The organism is Candidatus Pelagibacter communis (assembly GCF_001180225.1).
GTDB classification, from domain to species: Bacteria; Pseudomonadota; Alphaproteobacteria; order Pelagibacterales; family Pelagibacteraceae; genus Pelagibacter; species Pelagibacter ubique_D.
Map to the genome: position 1 here is coordinate 74,581 of NZ_CVST01000058.1, position 17,848 is coordinate 92,428.

General features: G+C 27.1%; 20 protein-coding genes. 10 read left to right on the forward strand and 10 right to left on the reverse strand.

The annotated features are described in order from the left end of the window. The first annotated feature begins 1 nt into the window (after position 1). Positions 2-787: an LpxI family protein gene (locus AMN99_RS04710; protein WP_075506666.1), complete on the forward strand. Its 786-nt coding sequence runs from the start codon at positions 2-4 to the stop codon at positions 785-787. Beyond that, positions 784-1,917, forward strand: coding sequence for a lipid-A-disaccharide synthase (gene lpxB, locus AMN99_RS04715; RefSeq protein WP_075506667.1), 1,134 nt, complete (start codon positions 784-786; stop codon positions 1,915-1,917). The genes AMN99_RS04710 and lpxB overlap by 4 nt, the downstream gene beginning before the upstream one ends. Here the strand turns inward: lpxB and gltX are convergent. The 7 genes from gltX to AMN99_RS04750 form a co-directional block, all read right to left on the reverse strand. Next, positions 1,897-3,294: a glutamate--tRNA ligase gene (gene gltX / locus AMN99_RS04720; RefSeq protein ID WP_075506668.1), complete on the reverse strand. Its 1,398-nt coding sequence runs from the start codon at positions 3,292-3,294 to the stop codon at positions 1,897-1,899. The genes lpxB and gltX overlap by 21 nt on opposite strands. Before the next feature lie 22 nt (positions 3,295-3,316). Continuing rightward, a complete protein-coding gene (gene lexA, locus AMN99_RS04725; protein WP_075506669.1) occupies positions 3,317-3,994 on the reverse strand; it encodes a transcriptional repressor LexA in 678 nt (225 codons plus the stop codon). A gap of 89 nt (positions 3,995-4,083) precedes the next feature. Next, entirely contained in the window at positions 4,084-4,875 is a 792-nt protein-coding gene (locus tag AMN99_RS04730; RefSeq protein ID WP_075506670.1) for an indole-3-glycerol phosphate synthase TrpC, read from the reverse strand. Continuing rightward, entirely contained in the window at positions 4,868-5,860 is a 993-nt protein-coding gene (gene trpD / locus AMN99_RS04735) for an anthranilate phosphoribosyltransferase (RefSeq protein WP_075506671.1), read from the reverse strand. The genes AMN99_RS04730 and trpD overlap by 8 nt, the downstream gene beginning before the upstream one ends. A 4-nt stretch (positions 5,861-5,864) precedes the next feature. Next, positions 5,865-6,431: an anthranilate synthase component II gene (locus tag AMN99_RS04740; RefSeq protein ID WP_075506672.1), complete on the reverse strand. Its 567-nt coding sequence runs from the start codon at positions 6,429-6,431 to the stop codon at positions 5,865-5,867. Continuing rightward, positions 6,431-7,888, reverse strand: a complete 1,458-nt coding sequence (gene trpE, locus AMN99_RS04745) for an anthranilate synthase component I (protein WP_082255163.1) — start codon at positions 7,886-7,888, stop codon at positions 6,431-6,433. Before trpE ends, AMN99_RS04740 begins: the two co-directional genes overlap by 1 nt. Further along, positions 7,888-9,309 carry a SurA N-terminal domain-containing protein gene (locus AMN99_RS04750; RefSeq protein ID WP_075506674.1) on the reverse strand — a complete coding sequence of 474 codons (1,422 nt, stop codon included), beginning with the start codon at positions 9,307-9,309 and terminating at the stop codon, positions 7,888-7,890. The genes trpE and AMN99_RS04750 overlap by 1 nt, the downstream gene beginning before the upstream one ends. Positions 9,310-9,365: 56 nt before the next feature. Here AMN99_RS04750 and tpiA point away from each other — a divergent pair, with 56 nt between their 5' ends. The 8 genes from tpiA to AMN99_RS04790 are packed head-to-tail and all read left to right on the forward strand — an operon-like array spanning position 9,366 to position 15,793. Continuing rightward, positions 9,366-10,106, forward strand: a complete 741-nt coding sequence (tpiA, locus tag AMN99_RS04755; RefSeq protein WP_075506675.1) for a triose-phosphate isomerase — start codon at positions 9,366-9,368, stop codon at positions 10,104-10,106. A gap of 6 nt (positions 10,107-10,112) precedes the next feature. Beyond that, a complete protein-coding gene (secG, locus tag AMN99_RS04760; RefSeq protein ID WP_075506676.1) occupies positions 10,113-10,412 on the forward strand; it encodes a preprotein translocase subunit SecG in 300 nt (99 codons plus the stop codon). A 44-nt stretch (positions 10,413-10,456) separates the two neighbouring features. Next, entirely contained in the window at positions 10,457-12,073 is a 1,617-nt protein-coding gene (locus AMN99_RS04765; RefSeq protein ID WP_075506677.1) for a CTP synthase, read from the forward strand. Beyond that, entirely contained in the window at positions 12,070-12,891 is an 822-nt protein-coding gene (gene kdsA / locus AMN99_RS04770; RefSeq protein ID WP_075506678.1) for a 3-deoxy-8-phosphooctulonate synthase, read from the forward strand. The genes AMN99_RS04765 and kdsA overlap by 4 nt, the downstream gene beginning before the upstream one ends. Continuing rightward, positions 12,888-14,144 (forward strand): phosphopyruvate hydratase, encoded by a 1,257-nt coding sequence (gene eno, locus AMN99_RS04775; RefSeq protein ID WP_075506679.1) that lies wholly within the window; start codon positions 12,888-12,890, stop codon positions 14,142-14,144. Before kdsA ends, eno begins: the two co-directional genes overlap by 4 nt. Further along, positions 14,144-14,446 (forward strand): FtsB family cell division protein, encoded by a 303-nt coding sequence (locus AMN99_RS04780; RefSeq protein ID WP_075506680.1) that lies wholly within the window; start codon positions 14,144-14,146, stop codon positions 14,444-14,446. Before eno ends, AMN99_RS04780 begins: the two co-directional genes overlap by 1 nt. Then, positions 14,436-15,356 (forward strand): lipoyl synthase, encoded by a 921-nt coding sequence (gene lipA / locus AMN99_RS04785; RefSeq protein WP_075506681.1) that lies wholly within the window; start codon positions 14,436-14,438, stop codon positions 15,354-15,356. The genes AMN99_RS04780 and lipA overlap by 11 nt, the downstream gene beginning before the upstream one ends. Next, positions 15,356-15,793: a type II toxin-antitoxin system RatA family toxin gene (locus AMN99_RS04790; RefSeq protein ID WP_075506682.1), complete on the forward strand. Its 438-nt coding sequence runs from the start codon at positions 15,356-15,358 to the stop codon at positions 15,791-15,793. The genes lipA and AMN99_RS04790 overlap by 1 nt, the downstream gene beginning before the upstream one ends. On the opposite strand, the gene AMN99_RS04795 is transcribed toward AMN99_RS04790, so the two are convergent. From AMN99_RS04795 to ispF, 3 genes are read right to left on the reverse strand one after another with little or no spacing between them, the layout of a single operon-like run. After that, positions 15,790-16,257, reverse strand: coding sequence for a CinA family protein (locus AMN99_RS04795; RefSeq protein ID WP_075506683.1), 468 nt, complete (start codon positions 16,255-16,257; stop codon positions 15,790-15,792). The two genes, AMN99_RS04790 and AMN99_RS04795, sit on opposite strands and share 4 nt — an antisense overlap. Further along, on the reverse strand, positions 16,257-16,748 hold the full coding sequence (locus AMN99_RS04800) for a phosphatidylglycerophosphatase A family protein (protein WP_075506684.1): 492 nt from the start codon (positions 16,746-16,748) through the stop codon (positions 16,257-16,259). The genes AMN99_RS04795 and AMN99_RS04800 overlap by 1 nt, the downstream gene beginning before the upstream one ends. Continuing rightward, complete coding sequence (gene ispF, locus AMN99_RS04805; protein WP_075506685.1) at positions 16,745-17,845, reverse strand: 2-C-methyl-D-erythritol 2,4-cyclodiphosphate synthase; 1,101 nt, start codon at positions 17,843-17,845, stop codon at positions 16,745-16,747. The genes AMN99_RS04800 and ispF overlap by 4 nt, the downstream gene beginning before the upstream one ends. Positions 17,846-17,848 lie beyond the last annotated feature (3 nt).

Sequence of the window (17,848 nt, forward strand, 5' to 3'; positions counted from 1 at the left end):
AATGATTGGATTATTTTTAGGTGATACAGATTTTCCTGAAATTGTTTTAAATAAAATTAAAAAATTAAAAAAGAAATATTTTATTATTGATTTTTCTAAAAATAATAAATTTAAAAAGGACAAAAACTGTTACAGAATAAGTATTGGAAAATTTGGAAAAATAATAAACTTAATTAAAGAGAAAAATTCTAAAAAAGTTTTATTTGCAGGTAAAATTGCAAAACCTAATTTTTCATCTCTTAGATTAGATTTTAAAGGTATATACTACATGCCAAGTGTAATTAGAGCATCCAAAATTGGTGATGCTGCAATCATCAAATCAATCATTAATATTCTTTCAAATGAGGGTATAAAAGTAATTAGTTCCACTTTTTTTAATCCAGATTTATCCCTTAAAAAAGGAAATTATACAAAAACTATACCTAATAAAAATGATAACAACTCGATTGAAAAAGCAAAAAATTACTTTAATAAAAATAATAGTTTAGACCATATACAGGCTTTAGTTGTCAAAGATGAAAAAATAATTGCAAAAGAGGGAAGGCAAGGGACAAAAAAAATGCTTTCAAAACTAAAGAAAAATTCACAAGGTATATTAATAAAATTACCTAAAGATAAACAAGATTTAAGAATGGATTTACCAACTGTTGGATTGCAAACTTTAAAAGATTTAAAAAAATGTGGATTAAAGGGTCTAGTTTTAAAATCTAAAAAAAATATTTTTCTTGATAAAAAGGAAATAATAAATTTTGCCAATAAAAATAAAATTTTTATTAAAGTTATATGAAAAAAATCTTTGTATTAACCGGCGAACCATCAGGAGACAAACTTGCATCAACTTTAATTTCAAGATTAAAACTAGAAAACTCTGAAATTGAATATTTATCCGTTGGCGGTACTCACTTAAAGAAACTAGGAATTAATTCCATATATGATTTGAAGGAAATTACATACTTAGGATTTACAAGTGTATTGCTTAATATTTTTAGAATTAATTCAAAAATAAACAAAACTGTAGAAGAAATAGTAAAATTTAATCCCGATATATTGCTAAGTGTAGATAGTCCTGATTTTACTTTGCGAGTAGCAGAAAAGGTTAAAAAAATAAACAGCAACATCAAAACAATTCATTATGTAGCACCTCAAGTATGGGTTTGGCGAAAGAATAGAGTTAAAAAAATTAAAAAATTTATTGATCACATTCTTTTGTTGTTTGAATTTGAAAAAAAATACTTTGATGAAGAAAATATAAATAATACTTTTGTTGGTCATCCTCTAATAGAAATAAATCAAAATAATAAAACTATTATTGATAATATTTTACCTAAAAATAAAAAAATAATATCTATATTTCCTGGTAGCAGAAATTCTGAAACTAATGTTTTGTTACCTATATTATTGGATTTTATTAAATTAATGAACAAAAAGTATAATGAATATTTTTTTTATATTCATGCAACAGAAGAAAATAAAAGTTTAATTTTAGAACATGTAAAAAAATATAACTTTGACAATATAGATATTGTATCTGATGAGAATATTAAATCTGAAATTTTGTCTAAATCTATTTTTGCTGTTTCAAAATCTGGCACTGTTTCATTGCAAATTTGTAATTTTAATGTTCCATCAATTATTATTTATAAACTTAGTTTTGTTAATTTTATGATTTTTAAAATGTTAGTTAATGTAAAATTTGCAAATATTATAAATATCATCAATGATCGTGAGGTAATTCCTGAATTACTTCAAAAAGAATGTAATGCAGATGAAATATATAGGTCTGTTATTTATTTTCTTAAAAACCCCGAGTTGATGAAAAAACAAGTAAGTGAGTGCACCAAAACTTTAGAGGGCATTAGGTCTAAAACTTCATCTACTGGTGAGGCAAGTTCTGTTTTAATCAAGTATCTTTCTTAATCTTTTCTCAACTTCTATTTTACCTAAAGATATAACAATATCATATAAGCCTGGTCCAAACTTAGATCCAGTTAGGGCTACTCTTAATGGTTGACCTACACCTTTGAAATTTGTTTCATGTTTTTTTATCAAGTTATTGACTATTGGTTCTAAATTATCTCTAGTTAAACTTTCTAAGTTTTTAGTTTCATCTTGAAATTCATTAATTATTTTTTTGGATTTATCGTCAATAAGTTTTAAATCATTTTCATTAAAATTAACTTCATCGTTAATAATATATTTTGCATTATTAAATATTTCTTCCAGTGTTTTTGCTTTATTTTTTAAAAATACTAAAGATGATTTTATTTTTGTTGCCTTTTCTGTATCAATTTTATCCTTATATTCTTCACAATATCTTAAAAGATGATCGTAAAGATCATTTTCATCAATATTTTTGATATAGTGCTCATTCATTGATAAAATACGGCTCATATCTAATTTCGATGGTGATTTTCCTATACCTTCTAAGTTAAAAAATTTGATACTTTCCTCCAAAGTAAATATTTCTTTGTCTTTATATGACCATCCTAGTCTTAGTAAATAATTTCTTAATGCGTCAGGCATAATTCCAATTTTTGAATAGTCATCCAATGTTGAAGCATTATCTCTCTTGGATAATTTTTTACCGTCTATTGTGTGAATTAAAGGAATATGGGCAAACAGTGGCACTTCCCATTTCATTGCTTCATAAATTTGTATTTGTTTAAAGGTATTTATTTTATGGTCATCACCCCTAATTATATGCGTCATTCCCATTTCATGATCATCTACAGTTGCTGACAAATTATAAGTTGGAGTTCCATCATTTCTTAATATTACAAAATCTTCTATTGTACTGTTTTCAATTTCAACATCGCCCTGAACTAAATCTTTAAGAATTGAACTTCCTTCAATTTTACTTTTAAATCTAATTACAGGTTTAATTTCTTTAGGAGCATCTTTTTCTTCTGCATCCCTCCATTTTCTGTCGTAAATATAAGGTATTTTCTTTTGTCTAGCTCTTTTTTTTTGCTCTTCTATTTCTTCAGGTGAACAGTAACATTTATAGGCATACCCATTTTTTAATAATTCATGTGCAATTTTTACATGTTCAGCAATTTTACTTGATTGAATATATTCTTCACCATCATGTTTTATCCCTAACCAATTTAAGGATTTAATTATTTGTATTTTGTGTTCTTCTTTCGATCTTTCTTTGTCAGTATCTTCAATCCTTAAATGAAAAGTGCCTTTTTGATTTTTTGAATATAACCAATTAAACAAGGCAGTTCTAACACCGCCAATATGAAGAGCCCCAGTAGGAGAGGGAGCAAATCGAGTTGCTACTTTTGACATCAGAGATGTTTAGACTATTTTTTTAGAAGTTTCTATATAAAGATACTAAAACACCCTGAACTTTTACTCTATCAGGGCCAAATATTTTGGTTTCATAGTTTCTATTTGCACTTTCCAATGCAACAACTTTACCTTTTTTACGAATTCTTTTTAACATTGCTTCGTGTTCGTCAATTAATGCGACTACAATTTTTCCATTATCTGCTGTATCTGTTCTTTTAATAATAACTGTATCTCCTTCGTGGATTCCAGCTTCAATCATTGAATCTCCTTGAACTTTCAATCCAAAATAATCTCCATTTTTTTCTAAATTATTTGGTAATGGTATTCTTGAAACTTCATTTTGTATTGCTTCTACAGGAGTACCTGCTGCAATTTTTCCTAATACTGGTACTTCCATTTCATCTGTATTGTTAACTTCTTCATCTAAACCACCTTTGATAACGCTTGGTGAAAAACTATTGTAAATATCATTTGCTGAAGCCGTTTCAGGTAATTTTACAACCTCTAAAGCTCTTGCTTTATGAGCCAATCTTTTAATAAAACCTCTTTCTTCTAAGGCGCTAATCAATCTATGAATACCTGACTTTGATTTTAAGTTTAAAGATTGTTTCATCTCTTCGTAAGAAGGAGACACGCCGGAACTTCTCAACTTCTTGTTGATAAATAAAAGCAGGTTTTTTTGTTTTTTTGTTAGCATAAGAACAAATATCGTACAAGTAATGTTCTATAAAAGTTCTTTTAATTTAACAATACTAAAAAAAGTAAGCAAAATAGCCCTTAAATTGATTACAAAACTGAAAAAATTGAATTTTCATCCAATTTTTTTAAAAGTGATTCACCAATTAAAAAAGTATTAATTGAAGTCTTGCTCTTTAATTCTAATAATTCCTCTTTAGATTTAATTCCACTCTCAGAAATTAGAGGTCCTTTATGGTTTTTTAAAACATTATAAATATCATAGGTTGTATTTATATCAGTTTTAAGTGTTTTTAAGTTCCTATTATTTATTCCAATTAGTGCATCTTTAAAATTTAATGCCTTTTGAGCCTCTTCAACAGTATGTACTTCTATTATTACCGACATATCTAATTTTAATGCCTCTTGATACAAATTGTTTGCAAGATCATCTGAGACACCAGCTAAAATAATCAGAATTGCATCTGCACCATAACTTTTGGCAAGTGGCACTTGAAAAGTATCAATAAAAAAATCTTTACATAATATCGGTAAATTAACCTTATCTTTTATTTTACTTATATGGATTAAATTTCCTAAAAAATAATCTTCTTCAGTTAAAACTGATAAACAAGTAGCATTATTTTTTAAATAAATATTAGCAATTTCTACTGGATTGTAATCTTGAATTATAACACCTGCAGAAGGACTTGCTTTTTTTATTTCAGCAATAATTGAAGTTTTATTTTCTTTTAAATTGTTTTGAATTTTATCTTTAAAATTTATGTATGATTTATTTTTTTTTATTAATTCATCTAACTTTTTAAGATCTATTGATTTTTTTAGATTATCAATTTTTTCGATTTTCTTTTTAATTATATTTTCTAAAACGTTTTCAGACATTTTGTAATTGTTCCAAATATGAAAAAGTTTTACCAGAAAGAATGGATTGTCTTGCGTGATTATAGGCCTCTTTAAAATCAACAAACTTTTCTGCAACAATTAAACCAGCCGCAGCATTTAAACAAACTGCTTTTGAAAAATCATTATCTTTACCTTTAAATATTTCAATCATTTTATCTGCATTAAATTTTGCATCATTACCAATTAAATTCTTAAATTTTTCTGCATTCACACCAATTGAATTAGGATCAACCAAGATTTCAGATATTTCTCCATTCTTCAATTGTATTATATTTGTTTTTGCATAAGGAGATATTTCATCCAATCCATCTTCACTGTTTACTATCCACGCAAATTTTATGTTTAAATTTTTTAATCCCTCCGCAAAAATTCTTAACAATTTTTTATCAAATACTCCCACAACCTGTCTTTCTACTAGAGCAGGATTACTTAAAGGACCAATCATGTTGAAAATAGTTCTTTTACCAATTTTCTTTCTTACAGGACCTACAAATCTCATGGCACTGTGATATTTTGGTGCGAACATAAAACCAAAATTTTTATTGCTTATTTCTTGCTCTATTTCTCTCGGCTCTAAATCAATTTTAATATTAAGAGCTTCCAAAACGTCTCCAGAGCCACATTTTGAAGATACCGCTTTATTGCCGTGCTTTGCAACCTTTATACCCATACTAGCTAAAAGTAATGCAGATGCAGTTGATATATTAACAGTGTTCATACCGTCACCACCTGTACCACATGTATCTATGCAATCATGAACGTTTACTCTTTTAGATTTTTCTCTAAGCACATAAACACCCCCAGCAATTTCATCTGCAACTTCTCCTTTTTCAGACAGAAGCGTTAAAAAATTATAGATTTGATCCTCATCAGCTTTACCAGTCATTAAAATTTCGAATGCTGACTTGCTTTCTTCAAAGGTTAAATTTTCTTTATTTTTCAGTTTTTCTAAAATCTTTTCCATAAAATTAATAATTTATAAAACTTTTTAAAATTTTTATTCCTGTCTTAGTTTTAATACTTTCTGGATGGAATTGTACACCATGAATATTAAATTGCTTATGTTGGATAGCCATAATTATTCCATCATCAGTTTCTGCTGTAATCTCTAAATCTTTCGATAGGGTTTTTTTATCAATAATTAAGCTATGATATCTTGTAGCCTCAAAGGTACGAGGTAGATTTTTTAAGATCCCAATTTTTTGTGATTTAATTTTGCTAGTTTTTCCGTGCATTAATTTTTTTGCTTGAATAATTTTAGATCCAAAAACTTGACCTATAATTTGATGTCCAAGACAAACACCTAAAAAGGGCAATTTTTTATGTAATGATTTTAAAATGCTTATGCAATTTCCAGATTGATTTGGATTTCCAGGTCCAGGTGAAATAACAATTTTATCATATTTTTTTCTTATTATTTCTTTTGAGTTAATTTTATCATTTCTTATGACTTCAACTTTTACACCTAATGAAGAAATGTAATGATAAAGATTAAATGTAAAACTATCATAATTATCTATTAATAATATTTTCATTATCTTAAAGCATTTATTAAGGCTTTCGCCTTGTTTACTGTTTCATCATATTCGTTTATAGGCTTACTATCAGCAACAATACCTGCACCAGCTTGTACATAGAATTTTTTATTTTTTGCTACAGCTGTTCTTAAAGCAATACAAGTATCAAATTCTCCATTAGCAGAAAAATATCCAATTCCACCAGCGTAAACTTTTCTTCTCGATGTTTCTAATTCATCTATGATTTCCATTGCTCTTATTTTAGGAGCACCAGAAACAGTACCAGCAGGAAATCCTGCTAGCAATGATTTAAATTTTGAAAACTTTTTATTATACTCACCAACTACATTAGAAACTATATGCATTACATGAGAGTACCTCTCAATTATGAAACTCTCAGTTACCTTTACAGTATTTATTTTTGACACTTTACCAGCATCATTTCTTCCCAGATCTAAAAGCATTAAATGTTCAGAAAGTTCTTTTTTGTCTTTAAGAAGGTCTTTTTCATAATAAAGATCTTCTTTTTTATTTTTTCCTCTTGGTCTAGTACCTGCTATTGGTCTAACTGTAATTTTATTATCTCTTAGTCTTACTAAAATTTCTGGACTTGCCCCAATAATTTGGAAGTCATTAAAGTTGAAGTAAAACATAAAAGGAGAGGGGTTAGTTACTCTAAGTTTTTTATAAATTTCTAAAGGTTTTTTTGTTAATTTTGCTTCAAATCTTTGACTTAAAACAACTTGAAAAATATCACCAAGTTTAATGTATTTCTTAGCTTTATTAACCATTGCAAGAAATTTATTTTTGGATGTGTTTGATTTAACTTTAATTTTTTTTTCTTTTAATACTCTTTTTGTATCAATATTTTTGATCGATGATTGAATTAATAGTTTAAATAGATCAGTTTTTATAGTGTCATACTTTTTTTGATAATTTTTAATTTTTTCATCATTAAAAACATTACTTATAAAAAATATTTCTTTTTTTAAATTATCATGAATTACCAAGGTTTTTGGTCTCATTAATCTTACATCAGGTAAATTAAGATCATTTTTACATGAGTTAGGAATTTTTTCTATGTACCTAATAGAGTCGTATGAAAAATAACCTGAAATTAGCGAACAAATCTTAGGTAAATTCTTAGGTGTATCAAATTTAAAATTTTCAATAATTTTTTCTATTAACTCTTCTGGTTTATCTTTAAGAATGATTTTTTTATTTTCAGTGATTAAATATGACTTTTGGTTGTTGAACTCCCATATCTTGTCAGGATCTTTACCAAAAATTGTGTATCTACCTTTAATTTTTCCTTTTTCAACAGACTCAAATATAAAACTATTTTTTTCTTCTAAAAAATTATCAATTAAATTTATTACTTCATCATCAGAATTTACTTTTTTAGAAGTGTATATAATCTGATTTTTTTTGCTTCTATGTCGAAACTTAAAATCTTTGAAGCTTCGATTAATTATCATTTGAAATAGTTTTTAATTCTATCAATAGTTTTTTGATTCAATTGAACCTGATATTTATTATTCAACAGGGTATCGTAAGATTGTAAAATACTTTTTCTATTGCTTGTATTTTGTGAATTTACAAATCCTTTATATTCCTCACCTTGTTTATTTATAGTATTTTTATTTGCATCTTTTATTTTGACTAAAAATATTTGATTGTTAGTATTGTTTACTAAAGCAAAAGAATTTTGAGGTAATGAGTAGAGCATTTTAATTGAATTTACTTCAAACAGCCTATCATCACTAATTGAATTAATTGATCCAGTTTGGATTTTACCTGAACTTAACTCTATAAACTTACTTTCATTAAATCCATCATTCTGTATTTCTTCAATTATTTTTCTATTGTAATCAAATTTACCTTTTTGATAAATAAGCTCGAGAATTTCACTTTTTACTATCTCATCATTTAGATCTGGTGAACGATCATATTCATTCTCTATATTATAAAGAATATAATTATCTCCACTTTCAAATATATCTAATTTGCTTGATTTTTTTGAGTAAATTAACTTTTCGTTCGTACTAGTGTTTTCATCTGGAGCAAATTCATTAATATTATTTACATCCACATTTAAGTTTTCGATTATCGAACTAAAACTTTCATTTTGAGAAATTTTATTTTCTATTGCATCAATTTCGTTAAAAAAATCTTGATTAAATTCATCAATTCCAATTAAATTTTTTGGATTTAAAACCACATATTTGAAGTCAATATATTCTCTTTTTAATTGATCTTTATTTTCTTCAATAAATGTGTTGATTTCATCTGATGTATAATCATCTTTAATCTTATATAAATTTTCCATATCGAAGTATTCAATAGATAATGATTTATTGTTTTCTTCAAATTTACTTTCTATTAGAAATTCAGGGGTAACAGTACCTGCGCCGATAAAATCAAATAAATGTTTCTGTAAACCTTGATTTTTTAATTTCAACTCAAACAAAGGAGCAGACATATTATTTGAAAGTAAAAATTTTTCGTATTTAATTCTTTCAAAAGAACCATTCTCGTCTTTAAAATTTTTATTGTCTTTTAAATATTTTAAAATTGTCTTTTCGTTTATAGAAAGTTTAAAATCTTTAATCTCTAGATCAATTAAAGTTGTTGAAATAAGTCCTGATAGCAATTCTTCTATAATGTTGTTGTCTAAATTATTTCTTATTGCTTCTTGTGAAATTCCACTTTGATTAACATAGTCCATGAAATCTTGAGTGGTAACGTTAGTTTTATTTATTTTAGCAATATTATTTTGATTGTTAGTACTAAAGCCACCGCCAAATCCACCAAAGCCAAAAGCTATTATGATGATTATTATTAGAACCAATCCACCAAATTGTTTCCAACCTAAGTTTTTTAATTTTTCAACCATAACGTTATAAATTTATTGATCTGTAAAAAACAAATCTATAGATTAAAAAGTCAATTATGACAAATAAATATATGTATTTTATAGCTAATTGGAAAATGTTTGGAGATTTAAAAACTATAAATTCATTAGATAAAGTTATTAAATTCTCAAAAAGTCATAAAAAAAATAAGTTCAAACTAATTTATTGTCCTCCAAATACTCTAATACGTCCAATTTCAAAAAGACTTAGTAAAACAAATATTGAAGTTGGTGCACAAAATTCTCATCAAAATTTAGATTATGGCGCTTTTACAGGTCAGGTTAATGCAAGTATGCTTAAAAGTGTTGGAGCAAAATATGTGATCTTGGGTCATTCCGAAAACAGAATGGCTGGAGAAAATGACAATCTAATTAATCTTAAAATAAAAAATTCAATTAAATCTGGTTTAAAAATTATTTTTTGTATTGGTGAAACTCAAAAACAAAAAAGAGATAAAAAGACTAATCAAGTTTTAAATAGTCAATTAAAGAAAGGATTAAAATCTATCAAAAAAATTAATAATATAATTATTGCATACGAACCAGTATGGTCAATTGGAACTGGTTTAATTCCTTCATCAGAGGAACTGTCTAAATCAATTAAATTTATAAAAAGTAAATTTGGAAAAAAATCTCCAAAAGTTTTATATGGAGGCTCTGTTAACAGTAAAAATATTGATCAATTAAAAATAATTCCTGACATAGATGGTTTTTTAATAGGTGGAGCATCACAAAATCCAAAGAAATTTATTGATATAATTAAAAAAACCATTAATTAGTCCCCAATGGAAACATTATTACTTGTAATTAACATCATACTTGCATTTATTTTAGTTGTGCTTGTGCTACTTCAAAAATCAGAGGGTGGCGCCTTAGGTATTGGTGTTTCACAAGAAAATTTCATGCTATCGAGATCAGCTGGTAGTTTTATTACCAAAGCAACTGCAATAGTTGCAACTTTATTTATCATTTGCAGCTTAGCGCTGACGATAATCTCAAGAGCAGAATTAACGCCCACAGGATCAGTTTTAGACACAGTTGAAGAAAAAACTGAAGATACTCCATCAATTCCTGAAAATAATTAATTAATACTTTCTATTTCTTTTTTTATTAGCTATAAGATAATTCCATGGCGCGATATATATTTGTCACTGGCGGCGTGGTTTCATCTCTTGGAAAAGGTCTATCATCAGCATCATTAGCTTACCTATTACAGTCACGTGGTTATAAAGTTAGGCTTAGAAAATTAGATCCTTATCTAAATGTAGATCCTGGAACAATGAGTCCATTCCAGCATGGAGAGGTTTTTGTAACAGATGATGGTGCTGAAACAGATTTAGATTTAGGTCACTATGAAAGATTTTCAGGAGTTACTGCAAAGAAAACAGATAATATTACTACAGGAAAAATTTATAGCGATGTTCTGAGGAAAGAAAGAAAAGGAGAATATCTTGGAAAGACAGTACAAGTTATTCCACATATAACCGATAGAATTAAAGAATTTATTAAATACGACACCTCAAAAGAAGATTTTGTAATTTGCGAAATAGGTGGAATTGTAGGTGATATTGAAAGTTTACCATTTGTTGAGGCTATAAGACAATTTTCAAATGATATTGGGAAAAAAAATGCTTTATTCATTCATTTAACTTTAGTTCCATATTTAAAAGCATCAGATGAAATAAAAACTAAACCAACACAACATTCTGTTAAAGAATTGAGAAGTATTGGTATTCAACCTGATATAATTATTTGTAGATCGGAAAGACCAATACCTTTAGAGCATAGAAAAAAAATATCTCTATTTTGCAATGTTGATATTAAAAATGTAATTGAAACTGTTGATGTAAAAACAATTTATGAAGCACCAATTAGTTTTGCTAAAGAAAAGTTAGATGTTCAAGTTTTAGATTACTTTAAAATAAAATCAAAAAAATCAAATAACTTAAATCCTTGGAAGAAAATTACCAAAATTACACTTAATACAAAAAAACAAGTTAATATTGCGATAATAGGTAAATATGTAGAATTAAAAGATGCATATAAATCATTAGATGAAGCCTTAACTCATGGAGGAATTACAAACAACTTGAAGGTAAATTTAGTTAGAATTGATTCAGAAAAATTAAAAGTTTCTGAAATTAAAAATAAACTTAAAAATGTTTCAGGTATTTTAATACCAGGAGGTTTTGGAAAAAGAGGAACTGAGGGAAAAATCGAAGCTATTAAATATGCCAGAATTAACAAAATACCATTTCTAGGTATTTGTTACGGTATGCAAATGGCAATAATAGAATTTGCTAGAAATAAATTAAAAATTAAAAAAGCAACTTCTTCAGAGTTTGATAGAGGTGGTGTTCATATAATTGGTTTAATGAATGAGTGGGAAAAAAGTGGAAAAAAAGTTAAAGGTACAGATAAAAATTTAGGTGGAACAATGAGACTTGGTTCTTATGATGCTATTTTAAAAGATAAGTCTAAAATTAGAGATATCTATAAATCAAGATTAATCAAAGAAAGACACAGACATAGATATGAAGTGGATATTTCATTTAAGGAAAAATTTGAGAAAAATGGACTAATATTTTCTGGTTTATCACCAGATAATAAACTTCCTGAGATAATTGAACTTAAAAGTCATCCTTGGTTTATTGGAGTTCAGTTCCATCCTGAATTTAAATCTAGACCTTTATCTCCTCATCCTTTATTCTCTTCATTTATCAAAGCAGCAAAAAATCATAAATGAGCAGTATTACAGTCAATTGTGGGAACATAGAAATTTCAAACGATAAAAAAATTTGTATTATTGCTGGTCCATGTCAGCTTGAAACAGAACAGCATGCAATGGACATGGCTGGAAAAATAAAAGAAATAACTTCCAAATTTGGTCTAGGTTTTATTTATAAAACTTCTTTTGATAAAGCTAATCGAACAAGTTTGAAAGGTAAGAGAGGTGCTGGTTTGGAAGCTTCATTACCTATATTTGACAAAATTAAAAAAGAATTAAATGTTCCAATTTTAACTGATATTCATAATTCAGAGCAATGTTCAGTAGTTGCTGATCATGTTGATGTTTTACAAATTCCAGCTTTTCTTTGTAGACAAACTGATCTTTTAATTGCTGCTGCAAAAACAAATAAAATTATAAATGTTAAAAAAGGTCAATTTTTAGCTCCTTGGGATATGGTAAACGTCACGAAAAAAATATCAGACTCTGGAAACTCAAATATTCTTGTGACTGAAAGAGGCGCAAGTTTTGGATACAACACTTTGGTTTCAGACATGAGATCTTTGCCTATTATGGCTAAGAACGGTTATCCGGTTATTTTTGATGCAACACATTCAGTCCAACAACCTGGAGGACAAGGAGAGTCTTCCGGAGGTCAAAGAGAATTTGTTGAGTATCTTGCAAGAGCCGCTGTTGCTGTTGGGGTTTCTGGTGTATTTATAGAAACTCATCAAGATCCTGATAATGCACCATCTGATGGACCTAATATGGTTCCTCTAGATAAATTAGAAAATTTACTAAAACAGTTAACCGAAATTGACAAGCTTATTAAGTGAGTAAAATAATAAAAGTTAAAGCACGACAAGTTTTCGATAGTCGGGGAAATCCAACTGTAGAAGCAGAGGTCTATACAAATAATTTAAGTGCATCTGCCATATGCCCATCAGGTGCTTCAACTGGAACATACGAAGCTTTTGAAAAAAGAGACGAAAACAATAAGAAGTATTTAGGAAAAAGTGTTTTAAAGGCTGTTGAATTAGTAAATTCAAAAATTTCAAAAAAATTAAAAGGTCAAAACGTTCATAATCAAGAAAGAATTGATGCTTTATTAATTAATTTAGATGGTACGAGACAAAAAACCAATTTAGGTGCAAATGCTATGCTTGCAGTATCAATGGCTGCAAAAAAACTTTCTGCAAAAGTAAATAAACTACCTTTGTATAAAACATTTTTTTTAAAAAATAATTTTCAATTACCTTATCCATTAATGAATATTATTAACGGTGGAGCTCATGCCAACAATGGTCTTAGAATTCAAGAATTTATGATACGACCAGATAGAGCAAAAAGTTTCTCAGAAGCAATGAGGATTTGTTTTGTTGTAATTAAAAACCTAAGTAATTTAATAAAAAACAAAGGTTATTCCACATCTGTTGGTGATGAAGGTGGTTTTGCACCTATGATTAGTAGTAATAACCAGGCTCTAGATTTGATAGTTTCAGCAATTAAGAAATCTGGATTTGTTAATGGTAAAGATGTTTCAATTTGTTTGGATGTAGCTGCAAATGAATTATTAAAAAAAAATAAATATTCAATCCATTCAAAAAGTTTTGTTTCTGTTGAAAAGTCAATCAAAGAATACAAAAAAATTATTAAGAAATATAAAATTAAATCTATAGAAGATCCTTTTGCAGAAAATGATTGGTTAGCTTGGAATAAATTAATGCGTTCTGTCAAAAACGTTCAGATTGTGGGAGATGATCTTTATGTTACAAATCTTGAGAGATTAAAAAAAGGATTTTTAAATATTTCATCTAATTCAATATTAATTAAACTTAATCAGATAGGTACTGTTTCTGAAACGCTAGATGTTATTAAATTTGCTCAAACTATCGGCTATAAAACAATAATTTCTCATAGATCTGGAGATAGTGAAGATACATTCATTGCTGATTTGGCGGTTGGAACAAATTCTAATCAAATCAAAACAGGATCTTTAGCACGTTCAGAAAGAGTTGCTAAATATAATCAATTAATTCGGATTGAAGAAGAACTTGGAAATAAGGCAAGAATGAATAAAATCAACTAATGTTGAGATTAATAAAAAAAAATTATTTTTTATTAACATCAATTTTTTTAATATTTTATTTTATTTTTAATTTAGTTTCTGGAGAAAGAGGGCTTTTTTCATATTTTGAAAAAAAAGAACTTTTGTCTGACTTGAAAAAAGAAGAGACATTATTAATTAAGAAAATAGAGGATATAGATCACAAAAATTCTCTGTTAAGTACCAATCTAGATTTAGATTATGTGGAAATATTAATTAGAGAAAGATTTTTATTTGGTAAAAAAGGTGAGACAATTTATTTAATTAAAAAAGATGAAAAGTAGACATCCCGAAAAAGAAAATAAGCCGATAAACCCAATTAAAAAAAAACCAGATTGGATTAGATCAAAGCTTACTAATAGCAAAGAATTTTTTTTAACAAAAACAATAGTTAATAACAATAACCTGGTAACTGTTTGTCAGGAAGCAAACTGTCCAAATATTACTGAGTGTTGGAGCAAGAGACACGCAACTTTTATGATAATGGGCGATACTTGTACAAGAGCATGTTCTTTCTGTGATGTTAAAACTGGCGTTCCAGGAAATTTAGATCCATTGGAACCAGTTAAAATTGCAGAGGCTGTAAAAAAGTTAAATTTAAAACATGTTGTAATAACTTCAGTTGACAGAGATGATTTAGACGACGGAGGTTCTGAACATTTTTATAACGTGATTAATCAAACAAGAAAATCAAATGCAAATACAACTATAGAAGTATTAACACCAGATTTTTTAAGAAAAGGGGAAGCTTATAAAAAAGTTATTGAAGCTAAACCAGATGTTTTTAATCATAATATTGAAACTGTACCCAGTCTTTATTTAAAAGTAAGACCAGGATCTAGATATTTTGCATCCTTAGAACTTTTAAAAAATGCAAAGAAAATTGATAAAAATATTTTTACTAAATCTGGAATTATGGTCGGGTTAGGAGAAACAAGAGATGAAATATTGCAAGTTATGGATGATTTGAGAGCAGCTGATGTAGATTTTATAACTATCGGCCAGTACTTGCAGCCATCAACAAAACATTTTCCATTAGATAGATATTATACCCCAAAAGAATTTGATGACTTAGGAACTATAGCAAAAGCTAAGGGATTTTTATTAGTTTCCTCATCACCTTTAACAAGGTCTTCTTATCATGCTGATGAGGATTTTGCTAAGTTACAACAAAATAGAAAAAAAAGTAATTAATGCCTAAAGCATCAGTTACACGTCACATAGCACGTGATAAACAAACATTAATTGATTTTGTTTTAGATATTGAAAAGTACCCTGAGTTCATTCCATTTTGCATAGACTCAAAAGTTTATGAAACAAATGATGAGGGAAATGTAAAAAAAATAATTGCTGATCTGACCATTGGTAAAAGACCCTTTATAGATACTTATAAAAGTGATGTAAGATATGATAAAAAAAATGACTCTATTCATGTAACCAATATTGATGGCCCCTTAAAACATCTTGAAAATAATTGGAAATTTGTAGAAAAAGATAATTTAACAGAAGTTCAATTTGATGTTGACTTTGAAATTAAAAATAAGTTTTTGAATTTAATAATGGAAAAATCATTTCAATTTGGTTTAAACAAAATAGCTGATGCTTTTCAAAAAAGAGCTGAAAATCTTTAAGAAATAATTTTTGTAATTTTTTTCAATACCTCTCTTACAGTATTTTTTTGAATAATTGATCTGTTCCTAGATCCAAATTTATTCTCTAAAATTAATAAATATTTTCCTGTTTTAATCCCAATATAGACAAGACCAACTGGTTTTAATTTTGATCCTCCTCCGGGCCCAGCTATACCTGTAATTGATACATTAATTTTGCTTTTAGAAATTTTAGATAAATTCTTTACCATTTCCTCACAGCATTCTTTGCTTACAGCACCATATTTTTTAATAATATTTCTATTTACTTTTAAAATTTTGATTTTTGCTTCATTAGAGTAAGTAATTAAACCCATTTGAAAGTACTTAGATGAATTTGCTAGTTTAGTTAGATTGCTAGCCAACAAACCGCCTGTACAAGATTCAGCTACAGAAATTGTTAATTTTTTATCTATCAATTTTTTATGTATCTTTTTTAAATTCATCAAAATATGAAACTGACTAAATAGACTATAACCATTGAGTAAAGACCAGCCATTATATCATCCATAATTATACCAAAATAATTTTTATGATTTTTATCGAAATAGCTTACCGGAAATGGCTTTAAAATATCAAAAAATCTAAAAGATAATAAAGAAAAAATATAATAAAATTCAATAGCAATATTGATTTGATTGGTTTGATTTAAATAAAGCAGAAGTATCAAAGGCATCGATTGGCCCAAAACTTCATCAATTACAATTTGTCTAGGATCTTTATTTTCAAATTCACTCTCTGAGTCTTTGACTGCATAAAAAGAGTAAAAAAACAAAATAATAAAAAAAACTATTGAGAATTTTAAACTTGTATAGTCAAGAATTTCATAAGCTATATAAATAAAGATTGTTGTGACAATCGATGCAACAGTACCAGGCATTTTTGTTAAGTATCCGTACCCAAAAAAAGTTGAGATTAAAACATTAATTTTTTTCATTTTGATATCGAGCAAATTACTTCACAGGCAATTGCTTTTTCTTTTCCTATTAATCCAAGTTTTTCTGTCGTTTTACCTTTTAAATTAATTAAATCTTTATTTAAATCTAGAAGATTTGAAAGCGAATTTAATATTTTATCTCTGTATTTTGATATTTTTGGTTTTTCACATATCAAATTTATATCTAAATTATTGATATGATAATTATTTGAATTTAATAACTTTATAATTGGTTTTAGCATTTTTGGAGATCTAATGTTTTTAAACTTTCTACTGTTATCTGGAAAAAAAGTTCCAATATCCTTTTTTCTCATTGCTCCCAATATTGAGTCAATTATCGAATGAATAATTACATCACCATCAGAGTGTCCTTTTAACCCTGAGTGATAAGGTATCTTAATACCTCCTAAATAAAGTTTTTTACCTCTGATTAATCTATGAATATCAAACCCAATACCAAAGTAAGTTAATTTTTCCTTAATATCTTCTTTGAAAGTAATTTTAGTATTTAAATTTTCACCTTGAATGAATTTTACTTTAATATTGTTTTCAATAAATAATGTTGCTTCGTCTGTAACTATCTTTTTTTGCTTTATTGATAAATTATATAAATCTTTAAATTTAAAAGCCTGGGGGGTTTGAGTTAAAATTGAATTATCTCGATTTAAATTAAATATCAGATTCTTAATCTTATATTTTATTGAGTCTTTTGATTTAATTACAGGTATCACAGCCTTATGTTTTTTTAGTTTACCGATCAATTTTTTTAAAAGAAGTAAAGTAAAATTTGGTCTTGCTGCATCGTGTATAAGAACATTGGTAGGTTTGTATTTCTTAATAAACTTTAAAGCAATTAACGAGGAATCAGATCTTTCTTTCCCACCAATTATAATGGAGACATTTTTTGGAAATTTTTCTTTAATTTCATTTTTTTTGTTAACTACAATTATTATTTTTTTAAAAAGTTTTGACTTTAAAGCCTTATCAACAGAGTGTTGGAATAAAGGTTTGCCTTCATAAATATTGTATTGCTTGGGTTTTTTTGAATTAAACCTTTTGCTTTGTCCTGAAGCTAGTATTATAAAATAGTTACTCATATT

Excerpts from the sequence above, each read along its gene's own strand:
- lexA (WP_075506669.1), bottom strand. The coding sequence starts at position 3,994 with ATGCTAACAAAAAAACAAAAAAACCTGCTTTTATTTATCAACAAGAAG.
- ispF (WP_075506685.1), bottom strand. The coding sequence starts at position 17,845 with ATGAGTAACTATTTTATAATACTAGCTTCAGGACAAAGCAAAAGGTTT.
- AMN99_RS04740 (WP_075506672.1), bottom strand. The coding sequence starts at position 6,431 with ATGAAAATATTATTAATAGATAATTATGATAGTTTTACATTTAATCTT.
- AMN99_RS04710 (WP_075506666.1), top strand. The coding sequence starts at position 2 with ATGATTGGATTATTTTTAGGTGATACAGATTTTCCTGAAATTGTTTTA.
- kdsA (WP_075506678.1), top strand. The coding sequence starts at position 12,070 with ATGAGCAGTATTACAGTCAATTGTGGGAACATAGAAATTTCAAACGAT.
- AMN99_RS04750 (WP_075506674.1), bottom strand. The coding sequence starts at position 9,309 with ATGGTTGAAAAATTAAAAAACTTAGGTTGGAAACAATTTGGTGGATTG.
- secG (WP_075506676.1), top strand. The coding sequence starts at position 10,113 with ATGGAAACATTATTACTTGTAATTAACATCATACTTGCATTTATTTTA.
- AMN99_RS04730 (WP_075506670.1), bottom strand. The coding sequence starts at position 4,875 with ATGTCTGAAAACGTTTTAGAAAATATAATTAAAAAGAAAATCGAAAAA.
- AMN99_RS04800 (WP_075506684.1), bottom strand. The coding sequence starts at position 16,748 with ATGAAAAAAATTAATGTTTTAATCTCAACTTTTTTTGGGTACGGATAC.
- AMN99_RS04795 (WP_075506683.1), bottom strand. The coding sequence starts at position 16,257 with ATGAATTTAAAAAAGATACATAAAAAATTGATAGATAAAAAATTAACA.
- lpxB (WP_075506667.1), top strand. The coding sequence starts at position 784 with ATGAAAAAAATCTTTGTATTAACCGGCGAACCATCAGGAGACAAACTT.
- tpiA (WP_075506675.1), top strand. The coding sequence starts at position 9,366 with ATGACAAATAAATATATGTATTTTATAGCTAATTGGAAAATGTTTGGA.
- trpD (WP_075506671.1), bottom strand. The coding sequence starts at position 5,860 with ATGGAAAAGATTTTAGAAAAACTGAAAAATAAAGAAAATTTAACCTTT.
- AMN99_RS04765 (WP_075506677.1), top strand. The coding sequence starts at position 10,457 with ATGGCGCGATATATATTTGTCACTGGCGGCGTGGTTTCATCTCTTGGA.
- AMN99_RS04790 (WP_075506682.1), top strand. The coding sequence starts at position 15,356 with ATGCCTAAAGCATCAGTTACACGTCACATAGCACGTGATAAACAAACA.
- lipA (WP_075506681.1), top strand. The coding sequence starts at position 14,436 with ATGAAAAGTAGACATCCCGAAAAAGAAAATAAGCCGATAAACCCAATT.
- AMN99_RS04780 (WP_075506680.1), top strand. The coding sequence starts at position 14,144 with ATGTTGAGATTAATAAAAAAAAATTATTTTTTATTAACATCAATTTTT.
- gltX (WP_075506668.1), bottom strand. The coding sequence starts at position 3,294 with ATGTCAAAAGTAGCAACTCGATTTGCTCCCTCTCCTACTGGGGCTCTT.